12 protein-coding genes and 3 pseudogenes are annotated in these 15,756 nt (G+C 57.8%); 8 read left to right on the top strand and 7 right to left on the bottom strand.

Annotation, left to right across the window (positions count from 1 at the left end; all coding sequences use genetic code 11):
- The first annotated feature begins 297 nt into the window (after positions 1–297).
- Positions 298–1,095 (top strand): PAN domain-containing protein, encoded by a 798-nt coding sequence (locus tag ACFFNA_RS34895; protein WP_378924419.1) that lies wholly within the window; start codon positions 298–300, stop codon positions 1,093–1,095.
- A gap of 149 nt (positions 1,096–1,244) precedes the next feature.
- Here the strand turns inward: ACFFNA_RS34895 and ACFFNA_RS34890 are convergent, their stop codons facing one another.
- The 5 genes from ACFFNA_RS34890 to ACFFNA_RS34870 all read right to left on the bottom strand — a co-directional run bounded on the left by ACFFNA_RS34890 (position 1,245) and on the right by ACFFNA_RS34870 (position 4,524).
- Positions 1,245–1,991, bottom strand: coding sequence for a hypothetical protein (locus tag ACFFNA_RS34890; protein ID WP_378924418.1), 747 nt, complete (start codon positions 1,989–1,991; stop codon positions 1,245–1,247).
- 417 nt (positions 1,992–2,408) lie between these two features.
- A complete protein-coding gene (locus ACFFNA_RS34885; RefSeq protein WP_378924417.1) occupies positions 2,409–2,621 on the bottom strand; it encodes a cold-shock protein in 213 nt (70 codons plus the stop codon).
- A 502-nt stretch (positions 2,622–3,123) separates the two neighbouring features.
- Entirely contained in the window at positions 3,124–3,357 is a 234-nt protein-coding gene (locus tag ACFFNA_RS34880) for a gamma-butyrobetaine hydroxylase-like domain-containing protein (protein WP_378924416.1), read from the bottom strand.
- Between the two features lie 343 nt (positions 3,358–3,700).
- The gene (locus tag ACFFNA_RS34875; RefSeq protein WP_378924415.1) at positions 3,701–3,841 is read right to left on the bottom strand and encodes a hypothetical protein; all 141 of its coding nucleotides are present in this window, start codon (positions 3,839–3,841) and stop codon (positions 3,701–3,703) included.
- Positions 3,842–3,894: 53 nt separating this feature from the next.
- A complete protein-coding gene (locus ACFFNA_RS34870) occupies positions 3,895–4,524 on the bottom strand; it encodes a hypothetical protein (RefSeq protein WP_378924414.1) in 630 nt (209 codons plus the stop codon).
- A gap of 913 nt (positions 4,525–5,437) precedes the next feature.
- Between ACFFNA_RS34870 and ACFFNA_RS34865 the strand changes: the two are divergent.
- The 3 genes and pseudogenes from ACFFNA_RS34865 to ACFFNA_RS34855 form a co-directional block, all read left to right on the top strand.
- A pseudogene (locus ACFFNA_RS34865) lies at positions 5,438–5,559 on the top strand (transposase); the annotation flags it as partial.
- Between the two features lie 259 nt (positions 5,560–5,818).
- Positions 5,819–6,892, top strand: a complete 1,074-nt coding sequence (locus ACFFNA_RS34860) for a methyltransferase type 12 (RefSeq protein ID WP_378924413.1) — start codon at positions 5,819–5,821, stop codon at positions 6,890–6,892.
- Positions 6,889–7,797 (top strand): Pnap_2097 family protein, encoded by a 909-nt coding sequence (locus ACFFNA_RS34855; RefSeq protein ID WP_378924412.1) that lies wholly within the window; start codon positions 6,889–6,891, stop codon positions 7,795–7,797. Before ACFFNA_RS34860 ends, ACFFNA_RS34855 begins: the two co-directional genes overlap by 4 nt.
- 406 nt (positions 7,798–8,203) lie before the next feature.
- Here ACFFNA_RS34855 and ACFFNA_RS34850 read toward each other — a convergent pair.
- A pseudogene (locus ACFFNA_RS34850) lies at positions 8,204–8,837 on the bottom strand (transposase); the annotation flags it as partial.
- Between ACFFNA_RS34850 and ACFFNA_RS34845 the strand changes: the two are divergent.
- The 4 genes and pseudogenes from ACFFNA_RS34845 to ACFFNA_RS34830 all read left to right on the top strand — a co-directional run.
- Positions 8,831–9,040 (top strand): annotated as a pseudogene (locus tag ACFFNA_RS34845) (integrase core domain-containing protein); the annotation flags it as partial. The pseudogenes ACFFNA_RS34850 and ACFFNA_RS34845 sit on opposite strands and share 7 nt — an antisense overlap.
- 364 nt (positions 9,041–9,404) lie before the next feature.
- The gene (locus ACFFNA_RS34840) at positions 9,405–10,541 is read left to right on the top strand and encodes a helix-turn-helix transcriptional regulator (RefSeq protein ID WP_378924411.1); all 1,137 of its coding nucleotides are present in this window, start codon (positions 9,405–9,407) and stop codon (positions 10,539–10,541) included.
- A gap of 432 nt (positions 10,542–10,973) precedes the next feature.
- Positions 10,974–12,743 (top strand): type I secretion system permease/ATPase, encoded by a 1,770-nt coding sequence (locus tag ACFFNA_RS34835; RefSeq protein WP_378924410.1) that lies wholly within the window; start codon positions 10,974–10,976, stop codon positions 12,741–12,743.
- Positions 12,730–14,076, top strand: a complete 1,347-nt coding sequence (locus ACFFNA_RS34830; RefSeq protein WP_378924409.1) for an HlyD family type I secretion periplasmic adaptor subunit — start codon at positions 12,730–12,732, stop codon at positions 14,074–14,076. The genes ACFFNA_RS34835 and ACFFNA_RS34830 overlap by 14 nt, the downstream gene beginning before the upstream one ends.
- Before the next feature lie 590 nt (positions 14,077–14,666).
- Here the strand turns inward: ACFFNA_RS34830 and ACFFNA_RS34825 are convergent.
- Positions 14,667–15,756 (bottom strand): cadherin-like domain-containing protein (locus tag ACFFNA_RS34825; protein WP_378924408.1); only part of this gene is annotated, 1,090 nt, incomplete at its 5' end.

Raw genomic sequence — 15,756 nt, 5'->3', positions numbered from 1 at the left:
TATTTCATGTCTTAGCGACAGTTTCTAATTTGATTCCAATTTCGCGGTGCGCATCCCCCATTTAGGGCTGGAAATGCAAATTCTGGAGAATTACGGTCGCGCCGAGCCGATATTGCCGAGAGCCACGGGGCATTGCCTGCGGGAAAAGAAAAATGGGGCAACAGGAAAGATCGCGATTCTGTCATGAGGCTCCTGGCTGGCCGTCCAACTCGACCTTCACCTCGCTAGTCATGACGCCAAGTCAGCGAACTTCGCTGACTTGGCGGTTGAAGCAGAATAACAGCGACTGGGGGAAACATGTTTGCGTATCTTTTTCGCTGCGGATTCCAAGAGCTCCTGCTCGGAGTCGCCGGGTCCTCTCTGGCAGCTCTCGTCCTTCTGGTTGGCATTCAACCGATCGGCGCGCAGACCACGGCCGAGTTCTTCGACTATCCCGGGACCTCACTGAACGGGCTCGTCAGTGCGCAGGTCATCGCACCCTTGGAGGCGTGCCGTTCCCTTTGCACCTCGCGTTCGGGCTGCGTTGGGTTTGACCACTCGACCGAGGGCGGCATTTGTCGGCTTTTGGCAAGCGTAGGCTCCGCCAGCGAAAATCGGCTTTCGACGGCAGCCACGCGGAACCTGATCGCTGGTTATCGTCCTCCCTCAAACCCACCCGAGGCGCCTCCCGCCGTTCAGCCGAAACCCGCAGTCGCGCGCACGGAGCCGCCGGACATCAGCGGCCGCAAGGTGAGTTATCGATCGATTCCCGGCGACCCGAGGCCGATAGGCTGGGTCTATATCAATGTCTGCAGCGGAGCCCCGGTCGATGCGGACTCACTTCGCGGTTCCATCAACGAATATGTTTTTGAATCGTTGCGCCTCATTCCGGGCAGAATTGAACAGTTTGATAGGAACACGACACCGCAATGTGCGCTGGTGCCCAAGGCCGTTGGCTATGCCTCGCCGAGCGCCGAGGAATGGAGAATCGGAGCGGTGCTGGAGGAGATGCGTCCGATCCTTCGAGCTGCCGGAGTGGGAACGCGCGCTGACGGTCTATTGCCCATGCAAGGTTCTGACCGCTACCGCATCGATGTATGGCTTAGTCACGAGTGAATGCCTCGGCTTCACTGCGGGGCCGGCGGCGCAGCGAAATCCGACCCGAATGCGGTTGGGATAAGCGAAAATATCGTGATCGGGATGTCCCAAGAGCCTTCGAGATATGCGAGCGTAAGCCCACCAGACACTTCAACCGCTCAATCGTATCAGCAGCCGTCGAGTGCTTTTATGCCTTCGATGTAGTCCTTGCCGCCCTTATTCACTGTCCTCACTTCGGCGCGGCCAGTGCATGTCGTCGCGCCCTTCCTGAACGCATAGCTGACGAAGAACAAGTCTTCTGCCTTCGCTTGGACGCCGAGAAGCTTAAGCGGCGCCTGCATCCCTCCGTAGAAGTCACTCAGGGCGGCTGCGGAGAGAGGACCCTTGGCGCTCTTTTCTGGAACTACAAACCGCGCCGCCTGCTTGCCGTCCCCTGTGCCGAGGGCCAGGTAAAACGCCCGCACGACGGTCGCTGCGGTGCCGTACTGTTCAGTGAAGTCCTCTTCAGGCGCGATGCTACCGACAATGGCCATGAGCGGGGCTCTGTGATTTGCGTTATTTGCAGCCCATCGATCAACGATGCCGACAGTCACGCGGCGTCCGATCAATGATGCCATGGCGCCGTCCATGCCGCCGACCGGCACGACGTGAACCTCGCGGAAACTGGATTCGGGATCAGCAAAGTCCTCGCCCTCAAGGCAGATGTCGGCATCCAGTTCCAGTAAGTAAGTCGGCTCGGGCTGATCTCCGGCCTGCACGTCTTTGTAGTTCGGTGGCCCGGGAAGTACCCGACGATCGAATTCGCCGCTCAGCTCCGACGGCTGCCCTTTCGAGATGTCGTAGCAGGCGGCCTGCGCTCCGCTGGTCGCAGCGATACCGTAGAAAACCAATGCGGTTGCCCCAAGACATTTCATAGTTCGCTCCCAAAAGGCCATTGCCATATGGCATTCATTCATTGAGCCCTTCAACCGATACATTGACCGAGTGCTTAAACCCTCAGTCCTTTCCGAGAAGGATCGGCACTAAATGTTCGATGAGCATTTATACCTCGCCGCCTGCGGCTAGGTTTGATTGCTGCGGCGGTTCTTCACTGCACGGCTGTGAAGCGGACCCGCAAGAACGCCACGGCCTGATTGATCGCCCGCGGTCGTTCTGGCGCGCACAGCAGTCAAACTCAACTCCGACGAAAAAAGGCGGGGAGCCCCCGCCTTTCTTGCAACGTCTTTTCCATTCCCGATGGGCTGACAGCAGTCGGCTGCTCTTGTTGAGCGGCTGTCAGTGCCGTCCGCCACCTACTGCGTCCTCCCGGCTTGCGCCGGGACACGGGAGAGTCAGCCTGCTTTGCTGAGGTTGCCGGCCGACGACTTGCCGGTGCGCCGGTCCTGCTCGATTTCATAATTGATCTTCTGACCATCGGCGAGGGTCGAAAGACCGGCACGCTCGACAGCGGAAATATGGACAAACACATCCGGACCACCACCATCGGGTTGAATGAAGCCGAAGCCCTTGGTGCTGTTGAACCACTTCACGGTTCCAGTCGCCATCTATAGTATTCCTTCACAACGAAATTGCAGAATGGCCTGGCAACAAGCCAAGCCGGTTCTTATTGAGACTGGGAAATAAACGCAGCAAACGGTAGAAATCGCAAGGCCTGATCGTTCGACCGAAAATCAACATCGCCGGGTAGCAGACGGCCGGGCCACAAGCCCATTTTCGAGGTTCGATCGCTGCGCCGCGCCGGCCTTTCCACATTGTCGCCAACCGCCGGGCAATGCACGTACCGGACCGCGCCATCCCTATGATACCATGCTCTATGGCCATTGGCTCGACATCGCGTCCTCGGCACCTGCCGAAAAAGGGGTTTCCAGCCTACGCGTACTTGCCCGGCAGGCAGCCGCATCCCGTCCGCGATCCCGCTGGACATAGCTATCAGATCCATTCCTGTGGGGCCTCGACCTCGTCAATCACGGTTATTACTGGGAAGCACGCAGTGAACTCAATTCTGTTCCACTCTGTTGATGATACAACGTTAGATTGATATGTGATTTATAATGCAACTGTCGACACGAAGTTGCGGGACACGGAACCGATAGCCTCTGCACTCGTCACAGTGACGGTGTCGAACGAGCGTTTGTTACCTTCGATGTGCGCCCGCACCTGCTGTGCCACGCGGCTGCGTGTCCGCAGCGTGGAGGCCGGGATCAGCGAGACCGCACCGTCATCCCATGTAACGGAGAGAAGGCTGCGCGCGGCAGTGACCTTGAGCTCAAGAGGTGTCACGTCATTCCCTGGTGGTTCGCCCCATCTTAGGGAACAGCGGAACGTGGACACGAAAAAAATTGCCTGCCTGAAGTTGCTTTTTGACCCCGTGATAAGTCCGGCTTGCTACCATGCGGCCGTGCTTATGCGTTCCGACGCCGTAATCAGCCACGCAATCTCGCGAAGTCCGTTACCGTGAAGTGATTTTGGTAGCCTTACCCGGGCCAGTGACCAAAAGCTCGATGCGGCCACCGGCGGCGCCAAACGCGCATCAGCTTGGGACCGACTGGGCCACTACCTGTGTTCGGATCGCGCTTCCAGGGCCTGGAGATCCTCGGCCAAGCACACACGCACGTCCATTCGATCATGCAGGATGCTTATGACCGCCGATCCGGTCACCGGAAAGCTTCCGAAAAAACAGGTAGTGACGGGCGTGGTGGGAATAGGCGTCCAGCTTCAAATCGGCCGGAACCGCCAGGTTGCCGTTTTCGGCAAAATGGCTCAATTCTTTGTTTCAGAAGTTCCCTTCCCGATCTCAAACAACGCCCCGCTCGGTAGCTACCCCTTGAGGCGCGCGCCGGCGAGATCGAGGAGCACGTAGGCAATCTCTTCTTCGGTCCATCCGGATTCCGCTGCGCGCTCAACCAAGTCCTGGAGGGCCGGTTCCAAGGCCAGCTGGCATTGAAGGCCACGGTCCGGATGGTCAACCGGGCACATTGGTTCCACGATCGCAATGCTTGATCGCTTCATTGCAGGCCACGGGCTCTCGCCCGTCTCCTTTTGCCACACAAGGCGAGCCAACTCACGTATTGTTCGTGCGCCCCCGGGCAATCGCTTCATCTTGTCAACCAGCCGCTCCAGCGATCCAGCGCGTTCCAATGCCGCAAAGAAGTGGCGCGCCGTGACGCTACCGAGCCGGTGCATCTCGGCCAGCTTCCACACATACGGATAGTCGACCATGTATTCCGTTCGAGGCGAGGCCTTGGACGGTTTAGCCTCGGTCAGGATGCCGCCGCCCACGAGCCGATCGGCCCTCTCGATGATTTGGCGCACCCTCGTTGACGACAAGCCATGTTCCTGCGCCAGATCGGCGTAGCGCTTGCCCTTGAGAAAGCCTTCGACCAGGGCGACGTTCCTATCGACGGTCGGGCTAAACCCCCAACAGTCGCGCAGTTTTTTCAGCATCATCGCGTTCGTTCATCCGGTTGTTCGCGCCCCTGCAAACCCTAACCAGCCAAATCGGTGCTTGGAAGGCCCCGACTCAGGTCATGACCGCCCTGAACAAAGCGTATGAGCGGAAAGCCCCGCCAATCAAAAAGAAGCTAGCAGCGATGCGAAGGAGAAAATCCTGAGCATCTCAGCTTTTTAATCGCTTCGCAGAATCTTTGCTTCGAGCGCGGCTGCGACGAAAGCTCTTCGAGCAGCTGGCGGTGCAATCGGGCGGGGTCCATATATTGTCGCGCTATACAGGCCAGCAAAACGGGTTGCAGCTGTGGAGCGAAATCAAGCGCCGCGGCTTTGAAGGCAGCAAGGCGACCGTCTACAGGTGGATCGCCGCCCGCAAGGAGCGGTCATCGACCGCTCCACCAAACTCGCAGTGGCGGCCGCCATCGCGCCGCAACTGCGCATGGCTGCTGAGCGAAGACCCGGCGTCGCTCGATGAGCTGACCGGGCGGTTCTTGCACCATCTCTACGAAACAGCGCCGGAGCTTGCAGTGGCGGGCGAACTCGCCCGACGCTTCGCCGCACTGATCCGCGGCGACGATATGACGGCCTCCATCTATGGCTCAAGGACGCCACGGACAGCGAGCTGGCCTAGCTTGCGGCAGGCATCGGCCGCGACAGTCAGAGCCGCAGGTGCCTTCACTGTTCAAGCCCAAACTGCCTCTACTTCGAGCCGCAGAACCCCAGAGAAGTCTCCGGTCTCGATCGGAATGACGGCCTTTGAAGATGAAACGATCTCATACAATGGGGGACCATCTCATGCCAGATCCGCATTAGCGGAAAGTTTGCAACAGAACCAACCAAGCCGCCCCCCATGCTCAAAGGATAGGCGGGGCCCGTCTATCGCGCCAGGGGTTGACGGAATTGGAGAGTTGGAATGCAAAGGCGGAAGTTCAGCCGCGAGTTCAAGCTTGAGGCGCTGAGATTGATCAAGGATCGAGGCGTCGCGGTGGCCCAGGCTGCCCGCGACTCGATCCTCACGAGAATGAGCTGGCACGAGATGCTGCCCGCTTTCGGTTTGAATATGACGATTTGATGTTTTGCAGCGGCGGGTCCAATCGAGACAATGCTTCACGGCCGAGGATGCCGCACTAACTCCGCTTCACTGCCGATCCGCCATCTAACCCATTTGGGTCATGCAGAGTCCATTAGGCGTTTGTAATCTTCGACATCAACCGCGACTCCTCGAGCGGGCACTCGGGCCAAGAGATCGAGCCTGATTGACGACCAACCGCTCTTAACTTGATCGGAAATTGCTATGGCAGAGGCGACAACGGCCATGAAGTTCGGCAACCCAACTCGGTCCAGCGGCTCAACAAGCCATCCACCCCTTGGCCGCAACGACACAATTGAGGGCGCGAAAAGCGATAAACTTATGGATGATGCTAATTTCGATCGCGATCCACTTCTTGGCGCCGTCCAGTTGCAGCGCTTCCAAGATGTTGCCGAGCAGGCCGATTGCGCTCTCAAAGTCGGCAACGTTAGAGTGTTTGGAGACATCATGCTTCGCTCACTCGATCAGGAACGGCGCTTGATTAGCCCGGAAAGCTGGACTGACGAGGTAATTCCGTTTCTTAGGCAGCACTCATTTTTTTCTCGCTCGCAAGAGGATCCTTTCTCGGCGCGATCCGCTGAGAAGCCCCGCGGGTATCCAGGAGACGCCGTTCTCATCGACTTCCTGTATCGTCACCATTCAATTACCGAGGCGGTACGTTGCTCAAGCCCATTGGGTCAGGCAATCTACAACTATTGGGTAACTTCGCCCGCAGCGAAGGCCGTTCGGGACAGAAGATCCTTCTTTTCGAAGGAGCTTCTACGGATCGCGACGCGGAGAAATGGGGGCCGCGTTTTCGTCGTCGCCGGCGGACACTTCCGCGAGGCCGACCTTCTTGCCGATACTGAACTTTTTTCGCGGCTTGAAGTAACCTATCTCGATCAGGATCCCCAAAGCTGCAGCCTGGTAAAAAATACCAAACTTGCATCTGAGGTAATCTGTAAGAACGTTACCAGTCTTCTCCGCATGGATTGCAGATTCGACTTGATCTATGCGGCTGGTCTCTATGATTACCTTAGCCACAATGTGGCAGTCCGCTTAAACCGGAAGCTGATTTCGATGTTGAATCCCGGGGGCCGAATCGTGGTGCCCAATTTTCTCGCTAGAGCTCCGAACCGTGCATCGATGGAGCTATTACAAGATTGGTTCCTTGTCTTTCGATCTAGAGATGAAATTGTGGGGCTTCTTAAGGAGGCCGAGCCCCCTTTTGCGCACTCGCTTCGATACGTTGAAGACGAGAATGCGTCGGTTGGATATGCGTGGCTTGATCTAGCATGATTGCGGAGTGCGGACACACTATTGTAATTGTACTTGGCATGCCCCACCTCTCGTTCGGGGGGCTGTCGGAGCAATGGGTCCTCAAAGAATGCGGTCATATACACTGGAACTTGTTGGCTTCTTCGCAAGGACTGACCCGACCGAATTTTCGGGACGTGCACGGTCGTCGACTGTACGCGGTTTTTATTGAAGTTCGGTTGGTTGATGGCGCTCTGACCGGGGCCATCGAGGATGCCGAACTCACAATCAGGTCTGAGCTTTCGCGGGAATCTGTTGGCCGATATCTGAGCCGCCATGTCCTGTCGTGTAACAGTCAAAACATTTGTAAAATCACGATGCGCTCGGCGTTCGTTCGCCGGAAGAACACCGGTTGCAATCTCTCGGTTGAAAGGGGGTTCACGATTGCCGAGCCCGGTCAATCGAACGCAAGCCGCCGTCAGGTGGCTCCAATCGATAGGCAGTTTCCGGCCCAGAAGCGGTTTGCTTTTACACCTTGCATCTATTCCGATTTTAACGGGGCGGACTTTCTCTACTTCGCCAGCTACCAATCCATTACGGACCGAGCAGAAGCATGCTTTTTTGGCCCAATTATCGGGACCACACGCGCTCGGGAAATTCACTACTATGGCAACATAAATCCAGGCGACGGCATCTACATTGATCTGCTCACGTTCAAGCAGGTCACAGACACCTTGGTCTACTCCGCCACCATGTGCAGACAAAGCGATGCAGTGCGGATCGCCGCAATAACGGTGGAGAAGCGGATTTTGTGCTACCTGATGCCCAGTCGCCTACCCGTCGAACTCGACTCGACGGCTGAACCGAAGTGTTCGCAAGACGGCAAAGCGGATTCTGTCTTGCATGGGTGCGGCGATGCTGAGGCAATTGCCATTGGATTGGCTTAAACCGAGCGCCCGCGTTGCCCGTCACGTCGATATGCTGTTTGGCCAATTGCAGGCTGAGCGTGTACCTGGGCTCGCCGGTGATACGTAAAGGATGAAGCTGATCGTGGCCGACCGACAGCGCGCGCCACCATCGGCTGAACGCTCTTGCAATCTCCTGACCAATCAGCGATGTAGGCGGGACACATCCATCCGTGCCCTTGTCTGGTGCCCTGGCCCGTCCTATTCATGAGCCTTGTGGTTCGAGCGCCGCTGAGCGTTCGGTCATGCCGGTCTGAGGCGTCTTTTTCACCGCAGCTGAGACTGAACTTTGAACGGGCGGGAGGGTCAAGGGTTGGGTTCGGCGGGGGCTTTGATGCCCCGGCGCTCATGGTCCTGCGGGCTGCAGCGTGAGAGCGATTTGTCGGAACAGGCGGGCGCAGGCGCGGCGTTGCATCTTCCAGGATTTCGCCTTGTATCGGGTCTCGGCATAGCCGCGCAGCACCGGCTTCTGCTCGAGCGCGCGGCGGGTGTGGATATCGTCGGCGGCTTCATCGACGAGACGCTGGAGTACCTTGTTGCCGGGCAATCCGAAGAGGTACTCGAGCGCATTGTTCTCGCACCAGGCCATGACCTCGGCTCGGCCATAGTGACTGTCGCCGCGGACCATGATGCGGGTGGCCGGCCAGCGGGCGCGGATGCGCCGGACAAGCTGGCGCAGATGGCTGCGGATCTCCTTGCCCGTGGGGGTCTGCCAGGACGCAGGATCATGGCGACCGGACGTCCGGTCGCGGCGTCATAGATGTGGATCGGCAGGAAGCAGCGCTCGTCGTAATGATGGGCGTTGAAGCGCGAGAGCTGCTGATGGCCGTGAACGACCTCCACCGTGTCGTCGATGTCGAGCGTCACGGTTTTGGGCGGCGCGGCATAACTCGACACAGCACCCAGCCGAGCCGGATAACGGTGCGCCGTCGGCAGGTTCTCCAGGCGCGAGCAGGTCGGCTGGAGCACAGATCAATCCCGCTGTCGGGCAGCCGCCCGCAGGCGAGCCTGAAGGCCAGGTCGGTGTGGCAAGGCCGAGCGCTTCATCCAGACCGCGTTGCGGGCCTATGCAATCGGCTATCCGACCTCGGACCACCGCGCCACCGAACTGCCCGTCTGGCTCCACCGCTACAATTGGCATCGGCCCCACAGCAGCTTAAAGTCCAAAACACCGATCAGTCGCCTCGCATCAACCCCGGACAACCTGTTGAGGCTCCACACCTAGCGCCGCGACAAACGGCCCGAGCCCGCGATCCAGATCGGCTTGGCGGTCCACATCCATTAAGAGACATCAATTCCCACATAGTGTTCCATGGCTGGTCATCTCATGATGCTTGGAGCCGATCGCTCGGCCTGCGTTTCAACACCATCATTCTGAGGGACAGCCACCCAACCTGGCTATGCTCTCGAAGGCCGGCCCATTGCGGCATCTAGGTCGGCGCTTGCGTTGAGCAAGAGTCGCGGAGTTCATCGCCGGGCTTGCCAATCTTGTTAGCGGGGCTCACGATCGGCCGAAGTTAGCTTTCGTCTGCAGTGCACAGTGAAGTACACAACTCGGCCTACTTGGACACTTTTTTGGAATTCTTCTCATGGATGCCAACCTGATCGACCGTATCTACGAGGCGGCAGTCGTGCCAAGCCTATGGACGGGTCGAGGTGTTCTGGATCTGCTGGCCAAAGTCGGTGATTGCACCGACGCCGCCTTCTTCGCTGTGGACAAGAACGGGATTAGCGGCTGGACGGCGAACGAGCCCTGTTTTCAAAAGATGGAAATTTATGTCCGCGAGAATTGGGTTGCGAGTAACCCGTATCTCGAAACACCCGAGCGGCGAGCACGCTTTGATGAACCGAGATTCCTTCTGGATACTGAGGTCTTGTCCGTCGAGCAGATGCGGCAGAGCCGCTACTATCAGGAATTTATGCGGCCTCAGGGAGTCTATTGGCATGCCGGCACGTCGATTACGTCGCCAGCTGGTGACATCATCAAATTGTCCGTCCATCGGAAATACGATGATGGCCCGCTTAGTCCAGACGTGGCCAACCGCTTGACAGCATTGCGGCCGCACCTGGCTCGCTCTTCCCTGCTTACCGCGCGCCTACGCTTCGAACAGGTCCGAGGTGCCGTCGAAGCCTTCAACATGATCGGCCTGCCTACCGCCGCTCTGAGTCGCGGACGACTAATCTTCTCCAATCAAGGCTTCGAAAAGCTGGTGCCCGACGTCGTGCAGGATCGGCGGTTGCGGCTAACATTCACGCAAACCACGGCCGATGTGAGTTGGCATAATTTGCTTGAGACGTCGTTCGGTCACGGAGGCACCTTTCCAATTGCCGCCACGGCTGAGCGCTGCGCGATGATCGTGCATGTCTTGCCGATTGTCGGTGCCAGCCGTGATATTTTCGCGATTGCTGACATGCTCCTCATCATCACTTCCGCGGAAGAAGATACCGCAATAGACCCAAAAATCTTGGAGGGACTGTTTGATTTGACGGTCGCTGAAGCATCTGTCGCACGCGAGATTACAAGAGGCAAGACACTCCGCGATATTGCCAAGATCAGGGGAGTGGCAATTGATACCGTTCGTGGCCAACTTAGGTTGGTCTTCGACAAGACCGGCGTACATCGGCAAGTGGATCTCGTTCGATTACTTTCGGGGATGAGAACTGGCTCAACCCTCCTGGTTCGCTTAGAAAATCTGCCGATGTTCGGTAGCCAATCCGAATCCTGATTGGGACATTTCTTGAAGCTCCGCTTGAAGATGTTTCCCGCCCGCGACAGCACATTGGGGCTAATGTCGTGCCAGTGATCGAATGGGTTACGCCCCGGCAGTGTCGTGGAAACGCCGCACCATGCCAATTCCTCATGCTCTCCATACTGGGAGAGCAATGGCCAGGTGACGCGGCACGTGCGTGTCACGTAAGAAATTTGCTGCACGCCCATTACGGCGATCGCGGGCGTCAAGAGCCAATAGTGTGGTCAGCTGGTCGGGCTCACCAATCAGCTGCCCAATCAGCTTGCAGCCGGCGACGTGCGCCCGTGCCTCAGCCTTCGTACTTACAATAGCCACCCCATGAGTATGGAGCCGATAGCATCACAAGGCTGCATGATATATAAAGATTGTCTAATGTGACTGCCTGTTCCCGGGGGGGGCAATTTCGGGATGTCCAATTCCACAAATAGAAGGGTGCTATCGAGGAGCGTGGTCGAAATGGGCCTCTTCTCCGCGGTGATGAACACCCTGGTGTTAATTCTGCCCCTCTACATGCTGCAGGTATATGATCGGGTTTTGCCCGCCGCCAACCTGGATACTCTAACCTACCTAACCTTGCTGGCGCTTGCGTCGCTTTTGCTTTTCGGAGTGCTCGAAGTCGTGCGGGGCGTGTATGCAAGCCGACTCGCCGCGCGACTGGATGTCTCTTTGGGTGCATCTTCTTTTCTCGCCGCAATGAGTGGCCCACGCGCTGGACTCGGCGATGTTCAAGCCTTGCGAGACTTAGCCACCCTGCGAGGTTTCATCGCTTCACGAACGATTTTCTTTCTCTTCGACCTTCCTTTTGGGCCAATCTTCGTGGGCCTGCTTTATTTCATCCACCCGTTGCTCTTCCTTGTAACGGTCGTCGGAGCGGTTCTCATGGTTTCCTTAGCCGTGCTGAACCAGGTCGCCAGTTCGCGGCCTGGCAAGGAGGCGGCGGAGAATCTTAGCGCCGCAATGAATTCGGCGCAGGCCTTCGCGCGAAACTTCGAAACGGTTCGCGCGCTCGGCATGGTGTCTAATGCGATAGAGTTCTGGGGCACCCGTTTTTCCGGCTCTCTACACGCCTCGGATGGGCTTGCTCGCACTAACGCATTTTACGGTGGTGTGTCCCGCACCACACGATCGGTACTGCAAATCGCGATATTGGGCGTCGGCGCTTATCTGGTTCTGCACAACGAGATGACCGCCGGTATGATATTTGCGTCGTCGATGATTTCGGCGCGCGCCTTGCAACCTCTTGATCAGATCATTGGAAGTTGGCGGCAGGTCGTCGATGCCAATCTTGCATGGAAGCGGCTTTCAGCTGTCCAATCGAGGTCCGCGCCAAAGGACAATGTTGCGTTGCCAACGCCTCAAGGGGCGTTGAGCGCAGATCAAATTGTCTATCATCTTCCAGGTTCGGCCGACGGATCGCTGCCGCTGATAAAGCGCTTGACCTTTGAAGTCGGCGCCGGCGAAACAGTCGCGATCGTCGGCCCGAGCCAGGCCGGAAAATCGACGCTGGCGCGGCTCATCGTCGGTGCCATTGAGCCGCGTTCCGGGGTAATCCGCATCGATGGCGGCGATATTCGAAACTGGGATCCGGAGGAACTCGGCCGTCATATTGGCTACCTTCCGCAGGATGTGGAACTCTTCCCCGGAACCATCGGCCAGAACATTGCGCGTTTTGAGCCAAATGCGCCTGATGAGAAATTGGTTCAAGCAGCCCAGCAGGCGCAGGTGCATGAGCTTATCCTGGGTCAGAGGGACGGATATTCGACGGTGATCGGCCCGACCGGCGTTCGCCTCTCGGGTGGCGAGCGTCAGCGCATTGGGCTCGCACGCGCCTTTTACGGCGATCCCAAGGTCCTGGTTCTCGACGAGCCCAATGCGAATCTTGATTCCGACGGCGAAGCCGCACTCGAGCGGGCGATCATCCAGGCGCGTTCACGAAAAACGACCGTGCTCGTCATAACCCACCGTCCCTCCCTCGCAGCCAAATGCGATCGCATCCTCATGCTGCGCAATGGCCAGGTCGAGATCTACGGTTTGACCAAGGACGTGCTCGACCAACTTGCCCAGCGACGGGGCCAAGCGGCGGCGGCCGCGGCCGCTCAGTCGCATGACAACGAAGGAGTGGTGCCTTTCCCGTCACCTGCTCGCGTGGAGGTAAAAGTCGCCAATGACGGTTCCTAGCCAAACCATCCAGACGGGCGCCAAGACGTATCGCTGGCAGCGCGACATCGATACACGCACGGATCGGATCACGCTGGCGGGATATGCAAGCGTGGCCGTTTTCGTGCTCGGCTTCGGGTTCTGGGCAGCCACTGCACCGATTGCCGGAGCAACGATCGCGCCGGGTGTGGTCGCAGCAGCAGGGCAGAATGTCATGATCCAGCACCTCGAAGGAGGTGTTGTCGGCAGCATTAGAGTTCGCGAGGGTGACAGGGTCTTAAGAGGCCAGGCCCTGATCGTGCTCGATCCGACGGTGGCGCAGTCGCAGCTCAACCGCGTCCTCAAGCAGTGGGTTGCACAAAAAGCTGAAATTTCTCGGCTCGAAGCGGAGCGCGACGGCCTTGAGAAAATTGTCTTGTCCAGTGACCTGGGAGCCTATTCAGGCGCCTCCGAATATAGCGGTGTCTTCCGAGAGCAAAACAAGGAATTTCAGGCGCGACTAGCTCGTTACGGCGCGGAACAGGGGATACTGCAGCAAAGGGTGGCAGCTCTTCAGGACGCCGTTGTCGGGTTAAAGGCTCAGAAGGAGGCAGCGGAAAATCAGCTTGCGATCGTCAACGAGGAGACGGAAAGAAAAAAAGACCTGCTGAAGAAAGGACTCACCAATCGTTCCGAATATACCGATCTTCTGCGCAGCACCGCCGAGCTGGTCGGCCAGTCAGGATCTCTGGAAGCACAGATTGCCAGCTCGGCCACGCAGACTGTGGAAGCGCGTCAGCAGATTGAACGGCTTACAACCAGCCGGGTTGAGGATGCCGATACCGAATTGAACAAGGCGCGCGCGCAGGTGGCAGACCTTGAAGAACAAATCAACGCCGCTCGATCAGTCCTGGAGCGGACGACCATCCGGGCGCCGGTGGACGGTATTATCGTCCGATCGCTTTACAATGCCGAAGGCAGCGTCATCCGAGCGGGGGAGGTGGTTATGGAGCTTCTGCCGACCACCAACGAGCTCATCATTGAGGCCAAGATAAAGCCCGAAGACATCGACTCAATCCGGGTGGGGCAGGATGCGAACATGATGTTCACGGCGCTCAATGCGCGCACGACGCCGAAGGTGCCCGGAAAGGTGTTCTACATTTCGGCGGATCGGCTGATCACACCCAGCACGGGACTGCCTTACTTCACGGTCCGGCTGAAAATGGCCGACAAGCTGCCACCGCAGGTCAAGCCCGAGCAGATCTATCCAGGCATGCCGGTCGAAACATTCATCTCAACCGGCGAACGAACGTTTCTGGCCTATCTCACCAAACCACTCGTGGATTCGTTCCAGCGCGCGTTCCGGGAGAGGTAGACCGATCCGCTCTCTTGATATGGGCGCCCGCTTCGCATAGGTCCCTGCCGCCGTTCAATAGTCAGACGAAGCGGAAGTCGTCCGCTGGATTATACACAAGCGCCGTCGGGCCAGTGCAGTGGGATCATCACGGGGTGCCTAATGGATACCTACGCGTTGGACGGTAAAAGCACCGCCTACCTGTTTCAGTATGTCCAACTGGGCCAATTCGACGTTGCTGAGTGTGATCTGTTGCTCGCATCGTATTTGATCACAACGTCAGAACCGACTTGCTCTGCTGCAGATTGAACTGCAGAGAAGCCCGCAAAAAGCAAAAAGGGTTTGGACTGAAGATTCACAGGCTCTCGTCCTGGCTATTGAAATATCTATATAATTCGGCGGCGAGCCCGACGTCCTCGGCCTCGGCGCCAACACGCCAATTGCAACGGTCAACTAATCGGATTCATTGCACACTCCGGTGGGCGGTCGTTCTTTTGCCGCTAGGGGAGGTTTTACTCAAGCGACATTCGAAGCTGGGCCGACGGACTGCGCGCCGCCACCGAAGCCAAAATCCGGCGCCACGTAACGGAGCGCCATCGCGTACAGCCCTTTTATGGATGAAACATAAAGTCCGAGCTCGAAAGGGGAACGATTCCGCTCAGATGGATCTCAGAATCTGTTGCACCACCGAGCTCTGCGACTCCGCTCAAGTTAACATATACGTCTGTTTGGTTGTGGGCTGTGTCGAAGAACCAAGCCACCGAATGAGCTGCGACTTGGCTGGTTGCCGATACGAGCGGAGTACCATTGGCTGATGTTACGCCGGCGAACGACGTGAAATCGAAGTGATCCGATGCATGGGTGAAATCGGCGATCACGTCATAGTTGCTTGCCCCAGGCGTGGATTCAGAAGCCGCAGTATAGATAAACGTATCGTTTCCGGCATCGCCGGTGAGGACGTCTTTGCCGGCACCTCCAAACAGGAAATCATTTCCTGTTCCGCCATTTATAGTGTCATTGCCGGCGTCTCCGTAGAGGTGGTCAATGCTTTGACCACCGGAGATGGTGTCGTTCCCATTTCCACCATGGATAGTGTCAGCTCCGTCGTTGCCGGAAAGAGTATCGTCGCCGTTCGCCCCATTGATGGTGTCATCGCCTGAACCTCCGCTCAGCTTATCAGAGCCGTTGCCTCCGGTCAGAGTAATGCCGTCAGCAAGCGTCGTTATGTTGAACGTCAATGTTGCTGCGCTTGTACCACCGTGCCCGTCGGTAACGGTGTAGTTAAATGTGTCGACGAAATGTTGACCCGCAGGCGCAGCATCCAAACTATCGGCATCGGCAGTATAAGCATAGGTACCGTTTGCACTAAGAACCAGGGTGCCAAATGCGCCGGTAAGCGAGGTCGCGATATTCCCCGCGCTTCCGTTGACCGTTGAGACATGAAGTACGTCACTCGTGTCCGGATCGATATCGTGGCCCACCCCGCCGATCGCGCCCGATATCACATTGCCGCTCACCGTTTGGTCTTCGTTCACTGCGGCAACGTCGTTGCTCGCCGTCGGGCCGTCGTTGACGCCGGTGACGGCGATGGTCGCCACCGCATTCGAGGTGCCGCCATGGCCGTCGGAGATCGCGTAGCTCGCCTGCACCGTCGCCTGCTCGCCGACCGCCAGATAGTTGTAGGCCGAACCGGGATTGTAG

Origin of the sequence: Mesorhizobium kowhaii, assembly GCF_042431665.1 — a bacterium.
GTDB lineage: Bacteria > Pseudomonadota > Alphaproteobacteria > Rhizobiales > Rhizobiaceae > Mesorhizobium > Mesorhizobium kowhaii.
Note: the sequence above shows the minus strand (reverse complement) of the source record. Positions and strands in the feature narration are given on the sequence as shown.

Coding starts and splice junctions, on each gene's coding strand:
- ACFFNA_RS34895 (WP_378924419.1), top strand. CDS start 298: ATGTTTGCGTATCTTTTTCGCTGCGGATTCCAAGAGCTCCTGCTCGGA.
- ACFFNA_RS34890 (WP_378924418.1), bottom strand. CDS start 1,991: ATGAAATGTCTTGGGGCAACCGCATTGGTTTTCTACGGTATCGCTGCG.
- ACFFNA_RS34885 (WP_378924417.1), bottom strand. CDS start 2,621: ATGGCGACTGGAACCGTGAAGTGGTTCAACAGCACCAAGGGCTTCGGC.
- ACFFNA_RS34870 (WP_378924414.1), bottom strand. CDS start 4,524: ATGATGCTGAAAAAACTGCGCGACTGTTGGGGGTTTAGCCCGACCGTC.
- ACFFNA_RS34860 (WP_378924413.1), top strand. CDS start 5,819: ATGGCAGAGGCGACAACGGCCATGAAGTTCGGCAACCCAACTCGGTCC.
- ACFFNA_RS34855 (WP_378924412.1), top strand. CDS start 6,889: ATGATTGCGGAGTGCGGACACACTATTGTAATTGTACTTGGCATGCCC.
- ACFFNA_RS34840 (WP_378924411.1), top strand. CDS start 9,405: ATGGATGCCAACCTGATCGACCGTATCTACGAGGCGGCAGTCGTGCCA.
- ACFFNA_RS34835 (WP_378924410.1), top strand. CDS start 10,974: ATGTCCAATTCCACAAATAGAAGGGTGCTATCGAGGAGCGTGGTCGAA.
- ACFFNA_RS34830 (WP_378924409.1), top strand. CDS start 12,730: ATGACGGTTCCTAGCCAAACCATCCAGACGGGCGCCAAGACGTATCGC.